This window comes from Paenibacillus algicola (assembly GCF_005577435.1).
GTDB classification, from domain to species: domain Bacteria; phylum Bacillota; class Bacilli; order Paenibacillales; family Paenibacillaceae; genus Paenibacillus_AQ; species Paenibacillus_AQ algicola.
In genome coordinates this window covers 4,126,669-4,144,988 of sequence record NZ_CP040396.1, presented here as the reverse complement: position 1 = coordinate 4,144,988, position 18,320 = coordinate 4,126,669, and the positions used below count along the sequence as shown (strand labels likewise).

The window sequence follows — 18,320 nt, the reverse complement described above, 5'->3', positions numbered from 1 at the left end:
AGAGGAGTTAGTCCAACATGTCCAAAATTAAAGTGATGACGATCTTCGGCGTCCGGCCGGAGGCGATCAAAATGGCGCCGCTCATTCTGGAGCTTCAGCGCCATCCCGAGCACATTGAATCTGTGGTCTGCGTGACCGCGCAGCACCGCCAGATGCTTGATCAAGTGCTGGACGTATTCGGCATCGTGCCGGATTATGATCTGAATGTAATGAAGGACCGCCAGACGCTGAATGAAATTACGGTTCGCGTGCTGGAGGGGCTGGAGCCCGTGCTGCGCGAAGCGAAGCCGGACATTGTGCTCGTTCACGGCGACACGCTGACGACCTTCCTCGCCAGCTATGCGGCTTTTCTTCAGAAGATCCAGGTGGGCCATGTTGAAGCCGGTCTTCGAACATGGAACAAGCTTTCTCCGTATCCGGAGGAGATGAACCGCCAGCTGACCGGGGTGCTGGCTGATATTCATTTTGCGCCAACCGATCTGTCTGCGGGCAATTTGAGAAGCGAGAACAAGAATGAAGACTCGATCTATGTGACAGGCAACACCATTACCGATGTGTTCCGTTATACCGTGAAGCCGGATTATACCCACCCGATGCTGGACTGGGCCAAAGGCAAACGGCTGATTCTGATGACCGCCCACCGGCGGGAGTCGCAGGGGGAGCCGCATCGTAATGTGTTCCGCGCTGTGAAGCGGATTGCGGATGAGTTTGAGGACGTTGCGATCGTGTATCCTGTTCATCCCAGCCCTGCGGTGCTGGAGCCGGCTCATGAGATTCTGGGAGGCCATCCCCGCATCCGTCTGATCGATCCGATGGATGTGGTGGACTTCCACAATTTCTACCCGCACACCCACCTGATCCTGACGGATTCCGGCGGACTTCAGGAGGAGGCGCCTTCTTACGGCGTGCCCGTGCTGGTGCTTCGGGATACGACGGAGCGGCCGGAAGGCGTTGAAGCAGGGACGCTGTCGCTCGCCGGAACCCACGAGCAAGAGGTTTATGAGAAGACGCGCAGCCTGCTTACGGATCAGGATCTGTATGAGTCCATGAGCAAAGCCGCGAATCCGTATGGGGATGGACAAGCCTCGGAGCGGATCGTGAATGCGATTTTGCATCATTTTGGCGTGCAGAGCGAGCGTCCGTCGGAGTTTCACAGAATGTTCACAAACCGTTAAAAAAATATAAGCTGCAGTACAGCAGCGCAGTATACAGTTGAACTGTACGGTTGACGCGGCGTTTCGGGATTTTAAATACCCTGAAACGCCCGTTTTATAAGGAAAATCAGTCAAAGTGATTCATTGACAAACTCTTCTGTTATTCAGTAAAATGAGTTGGGATTAGAGAGGTACTATGAAAAATCCGAACAGTCAAGATAACCCTTGGATGATTGCGCTTTATCTCGGCGGATCCGGCGGACTGCTGGCAGCCTACATCGTAATTGGTTTTTTTGCAGGAAGGTGGGTCATGGAATGGATGGACGGGCCTAGGTACTGGCTGGCCATTGGAACCTTGACCGGACTCGCTTTGGGGATTTTGAATATATCTCTTCTCATTAAAAAGTTTCTGGGGGCACAACGTGAATGATCTGACATCCATTGTGGGCGCCGTGACGAGGATTTCCTATCTCATTATGGCAGCGCTGTTTCTGGGATGGGCTGTATATCCGGAATTTCGGCCAGAGTTTGCCGGAGGGATTCTGGGCATGACAGCAGGGCTGTTTAACTTTCGCTTCCTTTCCCTGAAGGTGCGGCAGGTGGCCCAAATGGCGGTCGACAACCATGACAAGCGGCTCAGCTTCGGCTTCATTACCCGCCTGTGCATCGGTGTGCTGATCGCAGCTGTGGCCATCAAGCTGGAGCAGGTATCATTGGGTGCGGCTGTCGCCGGTTTGTTCATCCCCCAGATGTTGACGATTCCTGTCAGCATTGTGTTCAGTTTGAGAAACAACCAATGACCAACGCTAACTTGGAAAGGGGTGAAAACTAATACATGCATGATTCACCGGTTATTATTCTCGGCGGGCTACATATTGACTTGTCAGCGGTTCTGATGCTCCTGGTCACCTGCGTGGTGGTCTTTGCACTCGTGATGCTGTCTGTCCGTAATCTGTCTGTCGAAAACCCTTCCAAACTGCAAAACTTCATGGAATGGGTAGTAGAATTTGTGCAGGGCATCGTCGCTAGTGCAATGGACCTGAATAAGGGAAGGCAGTACATATCGCTCGGCCTGACTCTGATTTTGTTCATTTTTGTAGCGAACCTTCTGGGCTTGCCGTTCTCCGTCATTACAGATCTTCCAGCCAATTTCACTGTGTTTGGACACGTGATCGAGGCGACGAAGGATCTCAAGCCGGATTACTATGCACACGTTCTGTGGTGGAAATCGCCAACGGCTGACATCTCGGTTACCGCAGGTCTGGCCATCGTCGTTTTCATCTTGATGAACTACCTGGGATTGAAGCTGAACCGCAAGCATTACCTGAAGCACTACATCGAGCCGTTTCCAATCTTCCTGCCGCTCAACATTGTTGAGAACCTGGCAAAGCCTATCGCTTTGTCGATCCGGCTGTACGCAAACATTTTTGCAGGTGAGGTATTGATTACGGTTATTCTGAAGACAGGCTTCTACGGCATTCCGTTTATGGCGGCATGGCAGGGCTTCAGTATCTTTGTCGGCGCGCTGCAGGCGTTTATCTTTACCATCCTGACGATGGTGTACATCTCGCAGGCTTCGATTCACGAAGAGCATTAATGAACTCCGAGAATTGCCCGTGCAAGCGGTGTGATTCGAAAGAGATATTATTTATAGCTTTACCAATTCAAAGCAACTTAATTTAAGGAGGATTTTTAACAATGGGAATGGAATATTTGGCAGCAGCAATTGCAGTAGGTTTGGGCGCATTGGGCGCAGGCTTGGGTAACGGTATGATCGTAAGCAGAACGGTAGAGTCTATCGCTCGTCAGCCGGAAGCTCGCGGCCAGCTTCAAACAACGATGTTTATCGGCGTAGGTATCGTCGAGGTTATTCCTTTGGCGGCTACTGTAATCGCGTTCCTGATCATGTTTTCTTAATAACAATACAACGGTTTGGCGGGGAGGGCCGATGCCATCCGCGCCTTCGTTTTGTTAAACACCGCACTTCGTGTTAACGGAAAGGAGTGACTTTAATGCATATTTTGTGGGAAAACATTGCAATTACGATAATTTCATTTATCTTGCTTTATGTTCTGCTTCAGAAGTTCGCATTCAGCAAGCTGTTTGCGATTATGGAGCAGCGCCGCGAGCTTGTCATGGGTCAAATGAATGAAGCAGCACAAACCCGCCAGCAGGCGGCTCAATATGTAGAAGATCAGAAGAAGGCACTGGAGCAGGCTCGTAAGGATGCTCAAGAAATTATTGAACGTTCCAGACAGACCAGCAGCAAGCAGGCTGAGCAAATGCTGGAGCAAGCGAAGGAAGAGGCTGTACGTCTGAAGACGGAAGCTGTTCGCGACATCGAGAATGAGAAGAACAAGGCTGTTGAAGAGCTGCGCAGCGAGCTGGGCACGGTATCCGTGAAGATCGCATCGAAGCTGATTCAACGTGAAGTGAGCAACGGCAAAGCCCAGGAAGAATTGGTAGACCAATACCTTAAAGAGGTAGGGGGCAGACCATGAGCCAGGAAACTGTAGCAGCGAAGCGGTATGCGCGGGCGCTGTTCGAAGTGGCGGCTCAGCAGCAGAAGGGTCTGGAAGTGGAAGAGGAGCTTCGTTCGGTAGTCCAAGCCATTGAAGGCGATACCGACATTCAGAAGTTTATCTCCACTCCGAATGTGCCTCAGTCCGTGAAGATGGAAGTGCTTAGCAAGGCATTGGCAGGGAAAGTGTCAGCGCCGGTTATGAATACAATGGAGCTGCTCTTGAACCGTGGACGCGCAGAGCTGATCAGCGACCTGCTTGACAGCTATGTGAAGATTCAGGGAGACAGCCTGGGAATGGCGGATGCAATCGTGTATTCGACCTATCCCCTGAGCGAGCAGGAGCAGAATCAGGTGTCTGCCGAATTCGGACAGATGGCCCAGAAGAAGATTCGTGTTAGTAATGTAGTGGACGAGAGCCTGCTGGGAGGACTGAAGGTTGTAATCGGCGATAAGCTGTACGACGGCAGTCTGGCTGGCAAGCTGCAGCGTCTCGAGAAATCTTTCAGAGTTTAGAAGATAGGGGTGAACACGTTGAGTATCAGACCTGAAGAAATCAGTACTTTGATTAAAAGTCAAATTGAACAATACAAATCCGATATCGCTGTTTCTGAAGTGGGTACGGTAATTCAAGTTAGTGACGGTATCGCTCGCGTATACGGCCTTGAAAATGCCATGTCCGGTGAATTGCTGGAGTTCCAAAGCGGCGTATTCGGTTTGGCGCTCAACCTGGAAGAAAGCAACGTGGGTGTCGTTATCCTCGGTCCTTTCTCCGACATTAAGGAAGGCGATCAGGTTAAGCGTACGGGACGGATCATGGAGGTGCCTGTAGGTGAAGCACTTCTGGGACGTGTCGTAAACCCGCTGGGTCAGCCACTGGATGGCAAAGGCCCAATTGAAGCGGCTGCATATCGTCCGGTAGAAAGCAACGCTCCAGGCGTTATCGACCGTAAATCCGTTCATGAGCCGATGCAGACTGGAATTAAAGCGATCGACGCTATGGTTCCAATCGGCCGCGGTCAGCGCGAATTGATCATCGGTGACCGTCAAACAGGTAAAACCTCGATCGCGATTGACACGATCCTGAACCAGAAGGGCAATGGCGTGAAATGTATTTACGTCGCAATTGGTCAGAAGCAATCCACGGTTGCACAGGTTGTAGAAACACTGCGTCGTCATGGTGCACTGGAGTACACAATCATCGTGACCGCTTCCGCTTCCGAACCGGCTCCTCTGCAGTACATTGCTCCATACGCAGGCTGCGCTATGGGCGAGTACTTCATGTTCAAGGGTGAGCATGCCCTCATCATTTATGATGACCTGTCCAAGCAGGCAGCAGCTTACCGCGAACTGTCCTTGCTGCTTCGTCGTCCTCCGGGTCGGGAAGCATATCCGGGTGACGTTTTCTATCTGCATTCCCGTTTGCTGGAGCGTGCAGCGAAGCTGAGCGACGAGCTGGGCGGCGGTTCCCTGACGGCACTGCCATTCATCGAGACGCAGGCTTCTGACGTATCCGCGTACATTCCGACGAACGTGATTTCGATTACCGACGGACAGATCTTCTTGGAGTCTGACCTGTTCTACTCCGGTCAGCGCCCAGCGATCAACGTAGGTATTTCCGTATCCCGTGTCGGCGGCTCCGCGCAGATTAAAGCGATGAAGAAGGTTGCCGGCGGTCTGAAGCTGGATCTCGCACAATACCGCGAGCTTCAAGCGTTCTCTCAGTTCGGATCCGATCTGGACAAATCCACACTGGCTCGCCTGAATCGTGGTGCGAGACTGATGGAAATCCTGAAGCAGGGTGTAAACCAGCCGTTGTCTGTTGAACAGCAGGTCATCAGCTTGTACACAGCAGTGAAGGGTTACCTGGATGAAATTCAAGTTGCGGATGTTCGCCGCTTCGAGAAAGAATTCCTTGCCTATGTGGAAAGCAATAAGCCGGAAATCATTCAATCCATTACGGATACGAAGGATTTGACAGCGGATAACGAAAATGCGCTGAAGAGTGCCATCGAGCAGTTCAAGAAGGGCTTTGCTGCTTCGGCATAAGGCTCGGCATTCTCAGTAATACAATGGAAGGGGAGCCGCGTGGCGCACGTCCGGTATCCTCTTTCATCATAATCAGGTACCGCTTTGGCTTCGCCAAAGCTTATGCTGATGCTTACGAAGTAACTTTGGCTTCGCCAAAGTTTATGTTGATGCTTACGAAGTAACTTTGGCTTCGCCAAAGTTTATGTTGATGCTTACGAAGTAACTTTGGCTTCGCCAAAGTTTATGTTGATGCTTACGAAGTAACTTTGGCTTCGCCAAAGTTTTGAGGTGGTGAAAACATGGCAAGAGGATTACGCGATATCAAACGGCAGATCAAAAGTATCCAGAACACCAAGCAGATCACCAAGGCAATGGAAATGGTCGCTGCGGCCAAGCTGAGAAGAGCGCAGGAGAAGGCGACATCCGCCCTTCCTTACTCCGAGAAGCTGAAAGAGGTAGTCGGCAGCATTGCAGCCGGCACCAAAGGCATCAGCCATCCCATGCTGGAAAAGCGCGAGGTGAAGAAGACCGGTTACCTGGTCATCACTTCCGACCGCGGTCTTGCAGGGGCTTCCAACTCCAACGTTTTGCGTAAAGTCTCGGCGATTCTGGCTGAGCGCCATAAGTCCAAGGACGAGTACACGATCTTCGTCATTGGCCGTAAAGGCCGCGATTACTTCCGCCGCCGCGAGCTTCCGGTTTCAGAAGCGCTGACAGATTTGTCAGACAGCCCTACATATGGGGACATCAAGTCGATTGCATCGGCTGCGGTACAGCAGTATGAGCTGGGTCATATTGACGAGCTATACCTTTGCTATAACCGTTTCTTGAATGCTTTGACACAAACCCCGGAAGTGGACCAGCTTCTGCCTATGGAAAATATCGGAGCCGGCGCAAGTGCATCCGGTCATGAATACGAGCCTTCGCCAGAGGCGGTTCTGGAGGCTTTGCTTCCGAAATATGCAGAAACGCTCATCTTCAGCGCAATGCTGAACGCCAAGGCAAGTGAGCTCGGTGCCAAGATGACCGCGATGGGTGCTGCAACGAAGAACGCCAGCAAGCTGATCGGCGAGCTGAAATTGACATACAACCGTGCCCGTCAGGCTGCAATCACTCAGGAAATCTCCGAGATTGTTGCCGGTGCCGACGCACAGTAACGTGCTAAACCTAGCTTCAACATGAAGAAATACTGGCAGCACAGATCGTGCTGCTTTACGATGATCGCTCGCCGTGCATAACGGCGGGCGGGTAGGAGGGAAAACGAAAAGATGAACAAAGGACGCGTTGTCAGCATTACAGGCGCTGTTGTTGACATTGAATTTGAACGCGGTCAGCTTCCCGACATCTTTAACGCTGTCAAGATTGAAGGCGTTGTGGAAGGCGGCCGTTCGGTTAATCTGACTTTGGAAGTATCCAACCACCTGGGTGATAACCTGGTACGTTGTATCGCGATGTCCTCGACCGATGGCTTGATTCGTGGAATCGAGGCAACGGATCTGGGCAGACCGATTACTGTACCTGTAGGCTCTTCTACACTGGGCCGTGTATTTAACGTTCTGGGTGAGCCGATTGATAATGCAGGCGTGGTTGTATCCGAGGTCAATAACCCGATCCACCGTGAAGCTCCTGCATATGATGAGCTTTCCACGCAAGCTGAAATGCTGGAAACCGGCATCAAGGTTATCGACCTGCTGGCTCCTTACCAAAAGGGCGGCAAAATCGGTCTCTTCGGCGGCGCGGGTGTAGGTAAAACCGTTGCGATCCAGGAACTGATTAATAACATCGCTCAAGAGCACGGCGGTATCTCTGTATTTGCAGGGGTCGGCGAGCGTACTCGTGAAGGTAATGACCTGTACCACGAGATGAGCGATTCCGGCGTAATCAACAAAACCGCGATGGTTTTCGGACAGATGAACGAGCCTCCGGGCGCGCGTCTGCGTGTAGCCCTGACCGGTTTGACAATGGCGGAGTATTTCCGTGACCAGGAAGGCAAGGACGTACTGCTCTTCATTGATAACATCTTCCGTTTCACCCAAGCGGGTTCTGAAGTATCGGCCCTCCTCGGCCGGATGCCTTCGGCGGTAGGTTACCAGCCGACACTGGCTTCCGAGATGGGACGTCTGCAAGAGCGGATTACCTCCACGAAGAAAGGCTCTGTAACGTCCATCCAGGCGATCTACGTGCCTGCGGATGACTACACGGATCCGGCTCCGGCAACGACGTTTGCCCACTTGGACGCAACGACGAACCTGGAGCGTAAAATTTCCGAGATGGGTATCTACCCGGCGGTAGATCCGCTGGCATCCAGCTCCCGGATTCTGGCTCCTGAGGTTGTAGGCGAAGAGCATTACAACGTAGCTCAAGGCGTTAAGAAAATTCTTGCTCGTTACAACGAGCTTCAGGATATTATCGCCATCCTCGGTATGGACGAGCTGAGTGAGGAAGATAAAGCGATCGTTGCGCGTGCGCGCCGCGTTCAGCGTTTCCTGTCCCAGCCGTTCCACGTAGCCGAGCAGTTCAACGGTATGCCGGGTAAATATGTACCGGTTAAAGAAACCGTGCGCAGCTTCAAGGAAATTCTGGATGGTAAGCATGACAGCCTTCCAGAGGCCGCTTTCCTGTTCGTCGGCACCATTGAGGAAGCAGTGGAAAAAGCCAAAACTATGTAAGCTGACGCTCTCGTATCAGACAGGCGGGACGCTGATAATTCAGCGTGTCTTGCCTGCTGCTGCGGGTTTTCTGCGGAAAACGGTGAGGAGGGATGGAAGTGAGCACCTTTTTGTTAGAGATTGTAACTCCGGACCGCCTGGTGTATTCCGAGCAGGCCAACAGCATTACTGTGCGTGGTGTGGAAGGGGAGCTGGGCATTTTGCCGGGGCATATCCCATTCGTAACGCCGCTGCAGGTCGCTCCGGTTTTCGTGAAAATCGGAAATCAGACTACCGCATTTGCGGTTCAGGGCGGGTTTGTTGAGGTCCGGAAGGACAAAGTGGTGATCTTGGCAGAAAGCGCCGAGAAAGCGACTGAAATTGATCTTGAGCGTGCTGAGGCTGCAAAGAGCCGGGCAGAAGCCCGTCTGGGCGCAAGCCGCCAGGATGAAATAGACCATCGCCGTGCCGAGCTGTCTCTGCAGCGGGCGATGAACCGGATCAAGGTTTCCGGCGGAAACTAAGATTTATCATAGTCACTAAAGAAGCGATTCAGCTGTGCAAGCAGCCGAATCGCTTTTTTCATTGGAAAAAATCTTGGCGTTTTCAAAGTAAAAAGAGCGATGAATCCTGATATAGCGCGGTTTAGGGCCATAAGTCATGAAAAAGTTCATGAAAATGACCATAAGTGATCATTTTTTTTTATTTCCGAGGAAATGGTGGGATATAGGGGTGGATTCTTCAGGCTTTGCCAAGTATGATAGAGAAGTCGGTCCTTTTCGGGCCTAACATCTGAGCCTGGAGGAGGGAATATGAATCAAGACATTTCAAGTGCCGTAGACAGTGCGGTAGGCGTAAGCGGACTTATCTCCATCACCGTATCGCTCTTATGCATTGCACTGGCATGGTGGGCATTACAAACATTAAAACTGGATTTGGTGATCCGAAATCCCAAAAGTCCCCAAGGAAGGCTGCTGCATGTGCTGCTAGCTGTAGTGCTGGGTCGTTTTGTAGCTGAATTTCTCAATGACTATTTGATTTGGAGCCAAATGATCCGATATATTTTTTAGGTTTATTGCTAGCTGTGTTTTAACGGGGTCTTGATTGGTTATAAGTCTGATAGGCTGCCTGAGACAGATGTCGAATAAACGTGAATTATTATGTTAACAATGACAATAAGCATAATAATCGGGCGGACGAACATGACTTCTGAACTAAAACGTTCACCCGCTCCTGAATGAAATGACAGGTCAGGAATAACGCGTGGGAACCTTTTGAGGTCTATGTCGCATACAACTAATGTATTGAAATGCTTGTTAGAGGAATTGAAATGTGTTTAAGGATGTAGACAGGGGTCAGTTGGATAATCGTAGAAACAGATCATCGGACGGGACGAAGTGTATGGGAAATAGTCCTTGGTAACCTTGTACGTCTGGAAATGGCAATGGTAAGATGTAAGTTGGAAATTTAGCAGGTATTTGTAACGTCATTGATAAGAATGTATGATAATCAGAATTTATGGACGCGGAGGGAAACCAAGATGAGCAAATTTATCGTCCGCGGTGGCAAAAGACTGGCCGGAAGTGTCAAAGTCAGCGGAGCAAAGAATTCAGTTCTTCCGATCATCGCCGCCTCTCTTCTCGGGGAAGAAGGAGAAAGTGTCATTATTGACGCCCCTCCTCTTGACGATGTGATGACCATTAGCAAGGTGTTGGAATCTTTAGGGGCTGCAGTTACATATAAGGATGATGTGATCACCGTGAACGCGGAGAACATCTCCACATGTGAAGCACCGTATGAATGGGTGCGGAAAATGCGTGCCTCGTTCCTGGTGATGGGACCTTTGCTTGCTCGCTGTGGCAGCACGAAGATTTCTCTGCCGGGTGGCTGTGCCATCGGGACCAGACCGATTGACCAGCATTTGAAGGGCTTTGAAGCATTGGGTGCAGAGATCAGCTTGGGCCAGGGATTCATTGAAGCCAAGAGCAATGGAAGACTGCGCGGTGCAAAAATATATCTGGATGTTGCCAGCGTAGGCGCAACCCAGAACATCATGATGGCGGCTACGCTGGCTGAAGGCGTAACCACGATCGAAAATGCGGCGAAAGAGCCGGAAATTGTCGATTTGGCGAACTACCTGAACGGAATGGGCGCTGTGGTTCGCGGTGCAGGCACCGGGGTCATTCGGATCGAAGGTGTAGAGAAGCTGCACGGCGTGAAGCATCATGTCATTCCGGACCGGATTGAAGCCGGGACCTTCATGGCGGCTGCCGCCATTACGGGTGGAGATGTGTATGTGGAAGGTGCGATTGCGGACCATTTGGGCTCTTTGATTGCGAAGATGGAGGAAATGGGTGTGACGGTACAGCCGGATGAGAACGGGATCCGGGTGATTGCCGACAAGCCGCTGAAGGCTGTGGATGTGAAAACTCTCCCATACCCGGGCTTTCCGACCGATATGCAGTCCCAGATGATGGCGCTGCTGCTGAAATCCAAGGGAACCAGTGTGGTTACGGAGACCGTTTTTGAGAACCGCTTCATGCATGTGGAAGAATTCCAGCTTATGAATGCGGAAATCAAGATTGAAGGACGCTCCTCCATCGTAACAGGAGACGCCAAGCTGACCGGAGCAAAGGTATGCGCAACGGACCTTCGCGCAGGCGCAGCCTTGATTATGGCTGGATTGGTGGCTGAAGGAACGACAGAGGTCACAGGTACGCATCATATTGATCGCGGCTATGTGAATCTGGCAGAGAAGCTGTCCGGTCTTGGCGCAGACATCTGGCGTATTTCGACAGAAGAGCGCAGCACACAGGAGACGGCGAAGCCGGCTGTTGCAGAAACCGAAGACACGAAGGTGTTCAAGGTTCAGCCAAGCTGGGTGTAAGGAAACGACTTCTAGAGTTCTCTTAAAACGGCGGATGAAGCCGGGGGAGAAGCTGCTGCTTAGAAATAACAGCCTGCGATAGAAGTAACATGAACAAAGACATGGTGATACCAGGAAGCTGTTCCCGGTACCGCCATGTCTTTGTTTGTTTCTAGGGAATGCTAGGGAGCACACTACGTTCGGATCCGGTTCTATCATCTGTTACTCTCTCATACATATATATCAATTCAAAAATATGGACGCACTTGGCGTGAAAGCTTAGGGATTCAGGAGGGAGAGCAGAATGAAAGATTCCAAGGTTCGTATTCAAGTTTCGATCCCGGCTCAGCGCGGCAGCGACGCTGCCATAGATACAAGAGAGGCAGGAGAGGGCGAGCATAAGCATGAGCAGGAGCAGATGGCAGAGCCGCAGCCTATGATTACGTGGAGCTTCCCGGGCGGTTCCGCTGGGGAGCACGGGGCGGCGAGAGAGCCGGGGCGGCCGAGCGCGGGCACGAGAGTGGCGGCGAAGCACGGGACGGCAAGGGCAGAGCAAGGCAGCGCGCGGGCCCGCGCAGCGGAGGCGGCGCCGCTGCCCGTGCCGGGCGCGGCCGCGGCTGCGCCTGGCGGCGCGCTGCGCGGGAGCCCCGCACGCACGTCCCGTGCGCGCCTCCCGCGCCCATGGCGCCGCGGCCGCGCCGCGCGGCGCCCGGCCCGCCCGCAGCGGGTGCAGCTGCACCCCGCTGCGTGGGCCCTGGCGGGCCTGCTGGCCCTCGCGCTGGCGCTGCCGCTGCTGGTGGTTGCCCCGGGGGGCACCCACCAGCCCGCACCGCCCGCGCCCGGGCCGGCGCCCGCCGCCCCTTCCGCCATGCCGAAGGCGGCGGAAGAGCCGACCGTGTCCGTCTACCTGTCGGGGACGGACACGGTGGAGCAGCTCCCGCTGGAGCGCTACCTCGTCGGCGTCGTCGCCGCCGAAATGCCGGCGGCGTTCCAGCTCGAGGCCTTAAAGGCTCAGGCGATCGCCGCCCGCACCTATATCGTGCAGCGCCTGCGCAGCGGTGATACCAGCGGAGTCCCGGGGGACAAGGCTCTGGTCACCGACACGGTGGCGCACCAGGCCTATATTTCCCGGGACATGCTGGAGAAGGAATGGAAGGCAGGCGGCAAGCAGCCGGAGCTGGACAAGATTCAACAAGCCGTGAATGACACGCGAGGCATCGTGATGACGTATGAGGGGGAGCCGATCACTGCTTCTTTTTTCTCCACCAGTAATGGGTATACCGAGAATTCAGAAGACTACTGGAGTAACGCCTTTCCCTATCTCCGAAGCGTAGAGAGCCCATGGGATCTGGAAGTTTCGCCGAAATACAAGACGGTCGTCACGATGAAGCGCAAGGAGCTTGTGAATCAGCTGGGATTGGCCAGTGCCGCGGTTCCGGTGTCGAAGTCGGGAGAGGGCAGCGCGAGCTTTTTCAAGGTCACTGCCTACACGGAGGGCGGGAGGATCAAGCAGGCGCTGCTGGGCGGTCAAGCCTTTACCGGCCGGGAAATCCGCGAGAGGCTGGATCTGCGCTCCAGTCAATTCGATCTTGAGCTGCGCGGGGAGGAGGTCATCATTACGACCTATGGCTTCGGGCATGGTGTGGGCATGAGCCAGTACGGTGCAGAGGGGATGGCGCGCGAAGGCTACCTGGCGAAAGAGATTCTGAGCCACTACTACACAGGCATTTCTTTTGCTGAAACTGATAAACTACTGCCCTCGAAAAAATAATAGATAGCCCACGTATAAAAGAAAACACCCCGGTAACAATGGTTACTGAGGTGATTGCAAATGAATGAATCAAACAAAAATGCTCCAAACCGCGAAGAAGCTCCCAAAACTGCACAGGGAGAGCCGGCTCAAGCGCCGTCTTCGTGGAAAAAAATGTTGTCCAGACGGTGGGTGTTCCCGGCAGCTTATGTAGCAGCAGCGGCAATTATACTAACCCTCGTGTGGGTCTACCAGGACACCGACCAGCAACCGCTGAACCCGCAGAACGCCGTGAATGACGCTCAAGGCGCAGGAACGACAACGGCTGCGGAAGGCAAGGACGGGGAAGCGGTAGAAGTGATTGCCAGTGCGGAGAACATGATTTGGCCGGCCGCCGATCAAGCGGAAGCGGTCATCGTCAAATCGTTCTTTGATGCAGAAGCTCCGGAAGAAGAGCATGCGGCAGCGATGGTTCAGTACAATGACACGTTTACACCGAACACCGGTATCGACCTGGCGCGCCAGGACAACAAGCCTTTTGATGTACAAGCTGTACAAAGCGGTCAGGTTACCCGGGTAGAAGAGCATCCCGTAAACGGAACCGTAGTCGAAATTACCCATGCCGGTGAGCTGAAAACCGTATACCAGAGCCTTAGCGGTGCCGCGGTTGAAGAAGGCAGCGAAGTGAAGCAGGGCGATGTGATCGGCCAGGCCGGACGCAGCGAGTTCGAGAAGGATCTCGGCAACCATCTGCACTTCGAAGTGTATCAGGCCGGTAATCTCGTGAACCCGGAAACACTGTTCAGCAAAAAATAATACCGACCAGCCTTGGCAGGCCGTGCGCTGCCGGATGGACAAGAGGAAAGCGGGGGCTTGTTCCCCCGCTTTTTTTGTGCTGTGGCAAGGGCTGTACAGGCTGCCGCTGCTCCAGCGTGTCAGCGCGCCCCTGCCTCTGCGAGAAGCAGCCCAGCCGGCATGTCCGCAAAATAATTGGGCCCCGCGCAGCTTGTCACCCCGTGAAACCGCGAATATCCCGTCATGCCACTCATATAATGTACCAAACTATCCACACAGTAGGGAGGCGGGAGCGTGCACGATTACATCAAAGAGCGGACCATTAAAATCGGACGCTGCATCGTGGAAACCAGGCATACAGTCCGAACGATTGCCAAAGAGTTTGGCGTGTCAAAAAGCACGGTGCATAAGGATTTAACCGAGCGTCTGCCGGAGATCAACCCGGACCTGGCGGATCAGGTTAAGCATATCTTGGAGTACCACAAGTCCATCCGCCATCTCCGGGGCGGCGAAGCGACCAAGATCAAGTACAAAAAAACGGCCTCCGGTTCCCGCGAGCCTGTGATTTCTGCTAAATCCTGATTATAGGTCAAAGGTCGCGAAAATGGCGTTGAATCCCTCCCCTAAAGTATGATATGTTAAAAGCTGGTATAAGATCGACGATTTTATCCCGGGCTGTGCCGGTTTTTCACCGGAAATGTCGTTATATGTCAGTTTGTTAATGCCGCAAATTCTATTACTACTACCGATAACCGGTACACTTTTATCATAAAATAACACTTTGGGGGCTTTTCATGATGTTTAGCAAGGATATCGGGATCGATCTCGGAACAGCGAACGTATTAATCCACGTCAAGGGCAGAGGTGTCGTCTTGAATGAGCCCTCTGTCGTGGCGATCGAAAGCGAGAATCGGCGAGTCCTTGCCGTCGGGGAGGCAGCACGGCGTATGGTAGGCCGCACCCCCGGCAACATTACGGCGATCCGCCCGCTGAGGGACGGGGTTATCGCCGATTTTGACATTACGGAAAGCATGCTGAGGTACTTTATCGACCGCGTTGGCGCCCGAAGCTGGCACAGCCGCCCCCGTATTCTGATCTGTGCGCCTACGAATATTACATCCGTAGAGCAGAAGTCGATCCGGGAAGCGGCCGAGCGCAGCGGGGCAAAGGATGTGTTCCTGGAGGAAGAGCCGAAGGCTGCTGCCATCGGGGCAGGCATGGATATTTTTCAGCCCAGCGGCAATATGGTAGTGGATATCGGAGGGGGCACGACGGATGTGGCCGTCCTGTCCATGGGCGATATCGTCACTTCCTCTTCGCTCAAAATGGCGGGGGACAAGTTCGACGAGGCGATTATCAAGTACATCAAGCATAAATATAAATTGCTGATCGGGGAACGGACGTCGGAGGAGCTCAAGATGTCGATCGGAACCGTGCGGCCCGGCGGCCGGATTGAGGAGATGGACATCCGCGGGCGCGATATGGTATCGGGCCTCCCGCTGACCATTACCGTCACCTCGGCCGAAATTCAGGAAGCGCTGTTAGATCCCATGTCTGCCATTGTTACAGCGGCCAAGCAGGTGCTGGAGCGGACACCACCGGAGCTGTCAGCGGATATTATTGACCGGGGCGTTATCCTGACCGGCGGCGGCGCGCTGCTTCACGGCGTGGACGAGCTGTTAATGGAGGAGCTTCGCGTCCCGGTGCTCGTCGCGGAAGACCCGATGCACTGTGTGGTAAAGGGTACGGGCATGATGCTGGATCATTTGGATAAAGTCGTAAAGAAAAAGTTCTAATCTTCCGATATATAAGGATAGGAAGTTTGCTGACGGATAGAGTTTGCTTGTTATCGCTTGGATCAGGAAGGGAAGTGCTTGATGTGCTGAGAGGTTTATATAATGCGGCGGCCGGAATGGTGACCCAGCAGCGGCGTCATGATACAGTAACGCAGAATATATCAAATGTGAACACCGCCGGGTATAAGCAGAATGATACGGTGATCCGTTCATTCCCGGAAGTGCTGGTGTCCATGATTGGCGGGGAGCCTGGCAATCCGAGGCATGTAATCGGCAAGCTGAACACAGGCGTATTCGCAGAGGAGAGCATCGCGCTGCACCTGCAGGGCGATCTCCGAGAAACGGGACAAGCCTCTGATTTTGCAATTGTATCAGAGCTGAACGTCATTGATGAGGATACAGGCCTTGGCATGGTCTTTGACGGATCGGGCAGGCATGTTGGCGAAGATGGCGAGGTAACCTATCGCCCCCAAGCCTTCTTTACGGTGCAGGACAATAACGGAAATCTGCGCTACACCCGCAGCGGCGAGTTTCGGGTAGGGCCGGAAGGTCAGGTTCTGACGTCAGCCGGGTTTCAGGTGCTGGGCGCGGACAATCAGCCCATTGTATTGACAGGCGGAGCGGCGGACCTTACAGTGAATGAGCAAGGATTTATTTTGGATGGAGCCGGAAACCCGACGGGACAGACGCTGGGCGTTGCGGTCGTGTCTGCTCCAAATGATCTGGTGAAGGAAGGCAACGGCCTGTATCGGCTGAATAACGAGGATGGCTTCCGAATGCTCGCGGCGGGCGATAATGTTATCATCCGGCAGGGCTATATTGAAGCCTCCAACGTGGATGCATCGAAATCCATGGTCGAGCTGACAGCGGCCCTTCGGGCCTACGAAACCAATCAGAAGGTCGTTCAATTCTATGACAGATCGCTGGAAAAGGCCGTGAACGAAATTGGCAGAGTCTAACTGTCTACATGACACCCATCGGGAGGGAAAGCGATGAATAACTCCATGATCAGCGCCATGGTATCCATGAACAGCATGCAGCAGAAGCTGGATGTGATCGCGGACAATATTGCAAATGCAAACACAACGGGCTACAAGAGCAAGGATGCTGTGTTTGAGGATGTGCTGAACCGGGTGCAGCAGCACCATAAGGATTTCAAGCTCTCCGGGCGTGTGACGCCTCCGGGCTACAATATCGGCTTCGGCATGAAGCTGTCCACGGTGGAGCAGAATATGGAGCAGGGCGTTCTGAAGGAAACCGGCAATCCGCTGGATCTTGGCATTGAGGGCCGTGGCATGTTCGCTGTCCGAAGCGGCGAGAATATTGCATATACGCGCGAGGGCGGATTTCACGTCTCCCCAGACCCTGAGAATGAGGGACGCGTTCAGCTGGTCAACAATCAGGGCTATTTCGTGCTGGATCAGAATAACGAGCCAATCTCACTGCCGCAAGGCGCAGCAATCGCTGTGGATGCCGGCGGCCAGATCTGGATTGAGACGCCAGCCGGCAGAGTTCAGGGACAGGTGCTGAAGATTGCGGAGCTGGATCGTCCGGAAGGTCTGGTGCAGATGGATGGCAACCTGTTCATGCTGCGCGGCGGCCTGACGGAGGATGAAGTGTTCGGTCCTGCAGGCCAGAATTTGTCGCAGGTGCGTTCCGGTTTTCTGGAGCAGTCCAATGTAGATTTATCTGATCAGATGATGAAAATGATGGAGGTCCAGCGGGCCTATCAGCTATCCGCGCGAGCCCTGAGCTCCAGCGATACCATGATGAACCTTGCCAACACAATGCGAGGATAGGTGATTATACCGTGAGTGAAGCAAGCGAGCCCAAGCGCCGCAAGGCCTCCGGGTGGAAAATTGCACGCCGCATCATCGTTCCCTTGATGCTGCTCCTGGCGCTTGCCGGAGGCATGGTGGTTGGCTATGTCGTTTTGGGCGGCGGAGAGCTGAGTGATGCGCTGCAATGGGAAACCTGGAAGCATGTGTATGACCTGGTATTTGCACCTTAACCAGGCTGATCCAATCCAGTCTTAATATGCTGTTCGTAGACTCCCTTGCGGGAGTTTTCTTTTTTTTTCGTTAAACGTTATAATGTAGGGGTTAACGCTGAAAAGGGCCCCCTGGCCTCAGGCTGCGCTGAAAGGACCGAGAACCCCTTATATCAACCTTCATGTCTGCAGTCATAAAGGGTATCATCATTGTTGCCGTAAGGCCGTGGATTTATGCATTTTTTACATAAGTGATCAATCAAAAGGCGTACCCTAAGGGTACATACATGGGAAGGGAGTTTTACTGTGACGGTACTGAATATCGGACAAATCCAGGACATTATTCCGCATCGCCCGCCGTTTCTGCTGGTGGACAAGATTATTGAGATGGAAGAGGGCCAGCGCGCGGTCGGCATCAAGAATGTGACCATGAACGAGCCGTTCTTCACCGGCCATTTTCCGCAGTATCCGGTGATGCCGGGCGTGTTAATTACCGAGGCGCTCGCTCAGGTGGGCGCTATTGCCATGCTGAGTGTGGAGAGCAACAAGGGCAAGCTGGGCTTTTTGGCCGGACTGGATGGCTTCCGCTTCCGCGGACAGGTCGTTCCGGGCGACACGCTGCGCCTTGAAGTCGAGATTACACGTCTTAAAGGCTCCATCGGCAAGGGAAAAGCGACCGCCAGCGTAGAGGGCAAGGTCGTTGCGGAAGGCGAGATTATGTTCGCACTGTCAGACCCCGCATAGCTTCTTCTTAACATGCACCACCATA

General features: G+C 53.4%; 21 protein-coding genes. All 21 read left to right on the top strand.

Going from position 1 to position 18,320, the window contains the following annotated elements; genetic code table 11:
• The first annotated feature begins 17 nt into the window (after positions 1-17).
• The 21 genes from wecB to fabZ all read left to right on the top strand — a co-directional run bounded on the left by wecB (position 18) and on the right by fabZ (position 18,295).
• Positions 18-1,175 carry a non-hydrolyzing UDP-N-acetylglucosamine 2-epimerase gene (gene wecB, locus E6C60_RS19350; RefSeq protein WP_138227299.1) on the top strand — a complete coding sequence of 386 codons (1,158 nt, stop codon included), beginning with the start codon at positions 18-20 and terminating at the stop codon, positions 1,173-1,175.
• Positions 1,176-1,350: 175 nt separating this feature from the next.
• On the top strand, positions 1,351-1,584 hold the full coding sequence (locus tag E6C60_RS19345; RefSeq protein ID WP_138227298.1) for an AtpZ/AtpI family protein: 234 nt from the start codon (positions 1,351-1,353) through the stop codon (positions 1,582-1,584).
• On the top strand, positions 1,577-1,954 hold the full coding sequence (locus E6C60_RS19340) for an ATP synthase subunit I (protein ID WP_138227297.1): 378 nt from the start codon (positions 1,577-1,579) through the stop codon (positions 1,952-1,954). Before E6C60_RS19345 ends, E6C60_RS19340 begins: the two co-directional genes overlap by 8 nt.
• 35 nt (positions 1,955-1,989) lie before the next feature.
• Positions 1,990-2,751, top strand: a complete 762-nt coding sequence (gene atpB / locus E6C60_RS19335) for a F0F1 ATP synthase subunit A (RefSeq protein WP_138227296.1) — start codon at positions 1,990-1,992, stop codon at positions 2,749-2,751.
• Positions 2,752-2,858: 107 nt separating this feature from the next.
• Positions 2,859-3,071, top strand: coding sequence for a F0F1 ATP synthase subunit C (atpE, locus tag E6C60_RS19330; RefSeq protein WP_138227905.1), 213 nt, complete (start codon positions 2,859-2,861; stop codon positions 3,069-3,071).
• Positions 3,072-3,166: 95 nt separating this feature from the next.
• Positions 3,167-3,655 carry a F0F1 ATP synthase subunit B gene (gene atpF, locus E6C60_RS19325; protein WP_138227295.1) on the top strand — a complete coding sequence of 163 codons (489 nt, stop codon included), beginning with the start codon at positions 3,167-3,169 and terminating at the stop codon, positions 3,653-3,655.
• Positions 3,652-4,191 (top strand): F0F1 ATP synthase subunit delta, encoded by a 540-nt coding sequence (locus tag E6C60_RS19320; RefSeq protein WP_138227294.1) that lies wholly within the window; start codon positions 3,652-3,654, stop codon positions 4,189-4,191. The genes atpF and E6C60_RS19320 overlap by 4 nt, the downstream gene beginning before the upstream one ends.
• An 18-nt stretch (positions 4,192-4,209) precedes the next feature.
• Positions 4,210-5,724, top strand: a complete 1,515-nt coding sequence (atpA, locus tag E6C60_RS19315; protein ID WP_138227293.1) for a F0F1 ATP synthase subunit alpha — start codon at positions 4,210-4,212, stop codon at positions 5,722-5,724.
• A 281-nt stretch (positions 5,725-6,005) separates the two neighbouring features.
• Positions 6,006-6,863, top strand: a complete 858-nt coding sequence (gene atpG / locus E6C60_RS19310; RefSeq protein WP_138227292.1) for an ATP synthase F1 subunit gamma — start codon at positions 6,006-6,008, stop codon at positions 6,861-6,863.
• Positions 6,864-6,974: 111 nt separating this feature from the next.
• Positions 6,975-8,375, top strand: a complete 1,401-nt coding sequence (atpD, locus tag E6C60_RS19305) for a F0F1 ATP synthase subunit beta (protein WP_138227291.1) — start codon at positions 6,975-6,977, stop codon at positions 8,373-8,375.
• A gap of 98 nt (positions 8,376-8,473) precedes the next feature.
• The gene (locus E6C60_RS19300) at positions 8,474-8,878 is read left to right on the top strand and encodes a F0F1 ATP synthase subunit epsilon (RefSeq protein ID WP_138227290.1); all 405 of its coding nucleotides are present in this window, start codon (positions 8,474-8,476) and stop codon (positions 8,876-8,878) included.
• A gap of 288 nt (positions 8,879-9,166) precedes the next feature.
• Positions 9,167-9,424, top strand: a complete 258-nt coding sequence (locus E6C60_RS19295; RefSeq protein ID WP_138227289.1) for a DUF1146 family protein — start codon at positions 9,167-9,169, stop codon at positions 9,422-9,424.
• A 470-nt stretch (positions 9,425-9,894) separates the two neighbouring features.
• Positions 9,895-11,241 (top strand): UDP-N-acetylglucosamine 1-carboxyvinyltransferase, encoded by a 1,347-nt coding sequence (gene murA, locus E6C60_RS19290; protein WP_138227288.1) that lies wholly within the window; start codon positions 9,895-9,897, stop codon positions 11,239-11,241.
• An 847-nt stretch (positions 11,242-12,088) separates the two neighbouring features.
• Positions 12,089-12,991 (top strand): stage II sporulation protein D, encoded by a 903-nt coding sequence (gene spoIID / locus E6C60_RS19285; RefSeq protein WP_233281065.1) that lies wholly within the window; start codon positions 12,089-12,091, stop codon positions 12,989-12,991.
• A gap of 60 nt (positions 12,992-13,051) precedes the next feature.
• Positions 13,052-13,786, top strand: coding sequence for a M23 family metallopeptidase (locus E6C60_RS19280; protein ID WP_138227287.1), 735 nt, complete (start codon positions 13,052-13,054; stop codon positions 13,784-13,786).
• 273 nt (positions 13,787-14,059) lie between these two features.
• Positions 14,060-14,347 (top strand): sporulation transcriptional regulator SpoIIID, encoded by a 288-nt coding sequence (spoIIID, locus tag E6C60_RS19275; RefSeq protein WP_138227286.1) that lies wholly within the window; start codon positions 14,060-14,062, stop codon positions 14,345-14,347.
• A gap of 215 nt (positions 14,348-14,562) precedes the next feature.
• The gene (gene mreB / locus E6C60_RS19270; protein WP_138227903.1) at positions 14,563-15,561 is read left to right on the top strand and encodes a rod shape-determining protein; all 999 of its coding nucleotides are present in this window, start codon (positions 14,563-14,565) and stop codon (positions 15,559-15,561) included.
• Between the two features lie 83 nt (positions 15,562-15,644).
• Positions 15,645-16,520 (top strand): flagellar hook-basal body protein, encoded by an 876-nt coding sequence (locus E6C60_RS19265; RefSeq protein ID WP_138227285.1) that lies wholly within the window; start codon positions 15,645-15,647, stop codon positions 16,518-16,520.
• Between the two features lie 33 nt (positions 16,521-16,553).
• Positions 16,554-17,360, top strand: coding sequence for a flagellar hook-basal body protein (locus E6C60_RS19260; protein ID WP_138227284.1), 807 nt, complete (start codon positions 16,554-16,556; stop codon positions 17,358-17,360).
• A gap of 11 nt (positions 17,361-17,371) precedes the next feature.
• The gene (locus E6C60_RS19255) at positions 17,372-17,572 is read left to right on the top strand and encodes a DNA-directed RNA polymerase subunit beta (RefSeq protein ID WP_138227283.1); all 201 of its coding nucleotides are present in this window, start codon (positions 17,372-17,374) and stop codon (positions 17,570-17,572) included.
• Between the two features lie 285 nt (positions 17,573-17,857).
• Positions 17,858-18,295: a 3-hydroxyacyl-ACP dehydratase FabZ gene (fabZ, locus tag E6C60_RS19250; RefSeq protein WP_138227282.1), complete on the top strand. Its 438-nt coding sequence runs from the start codon at positions 17,858-17,860 to the stop codon at positions 18,293-18,295.
• Positions 18,296-18,320 lie beyond the last annotated feature (25 nt).

Coding starts and splice junctions, on each gene's coding strand:
- murA (WP_138227288.1), top strand. CDS start 9,895: ATGAGCAAATTTATCGTCCGCGGTGGCAAAAGACTGGCCGGAAGTGTC.
- atpG (WP_138227292.1), top strand. CDS start 6,006: ATGGCAAGAGGATTACGCGATATCAAACGGCAGATCAAAAGTATCCAG.
- spoIID (WP_233281065.1), top strand. CDS start 12,089: ATGCCGAAGGCGGCGGAAGAGCCGACCGTGTCCGTCTACCTGTCGGGG.
- atpD (WP_138227291.1), top strand. CDS start 6,975: ATGAACAAAGGACGCGTTGTCAGCATTACAGGCGCTGTTGTTGACATT.
- atpB (WP_138227296.1), top strand. CDS start 1,990: ATGCATGATTCACCGGTTATTATTCTCGGCGGGCTACATATTGACTTG.
- atpF (WP_138227295.1), top strand. CDS start 3,167: ATGCATATTTTGTGGGAAAACATTGCAATTACGATAATTTCATTTATC.
- E6C60_RS19280 (WP_138227287.1), top strand. CDS start 13,052: ATGAATGAATCAAACAAAAATGCTCCAAACCGCGAAGAAGCTCCCAAA.
- mreB (WP_138227903.1), top strand. CDS start 14,563: ATGTTTAGCAAGGATATCGGGATCGATCTCGGAACAGCGAACGTATTA.
- E6C60_RS19295 (WP_138227289.1), top strand. CDS start 9,167: ATGAATCAAGACATTTCAAGTGCCGTAGACAGTGCGGTAGGCGTAAGC.
- atpE (WP_138227905.1), top strand. CDS start 2,859: ATGGAATATTTGGCAGCAGCAATTGCAGTAGGTTTGGGCGCATTGGGC.
- E6C60_RS19260 (WP_138227284.1), top strand. CDS start 16,554: ATGAATAACTCCATGATCAGCGCCATGGTATCCATGAACAGCATGCAG.
- E6C60_RS19345 (WP_138227298.1), top strand. CDS start 1,351: ATGAAAAATCCGAACAGTCAAGATAACCCTTGGATGATTGCGCTTTAT.
- E6C60_RS19320 (WP_138227294.1), top strand. CDS start 3,652: ATGAGCCAGGAAACTGTAGCAGCGAAGCGGTATGCGCGGGCGCTGTTC.
- wecB (WP_138227299.1), top strand. CDS start 18: ATGTCCAAAATTAAAGTGATGACGATCTTCGGCGTCCGGCCGGAGGCG.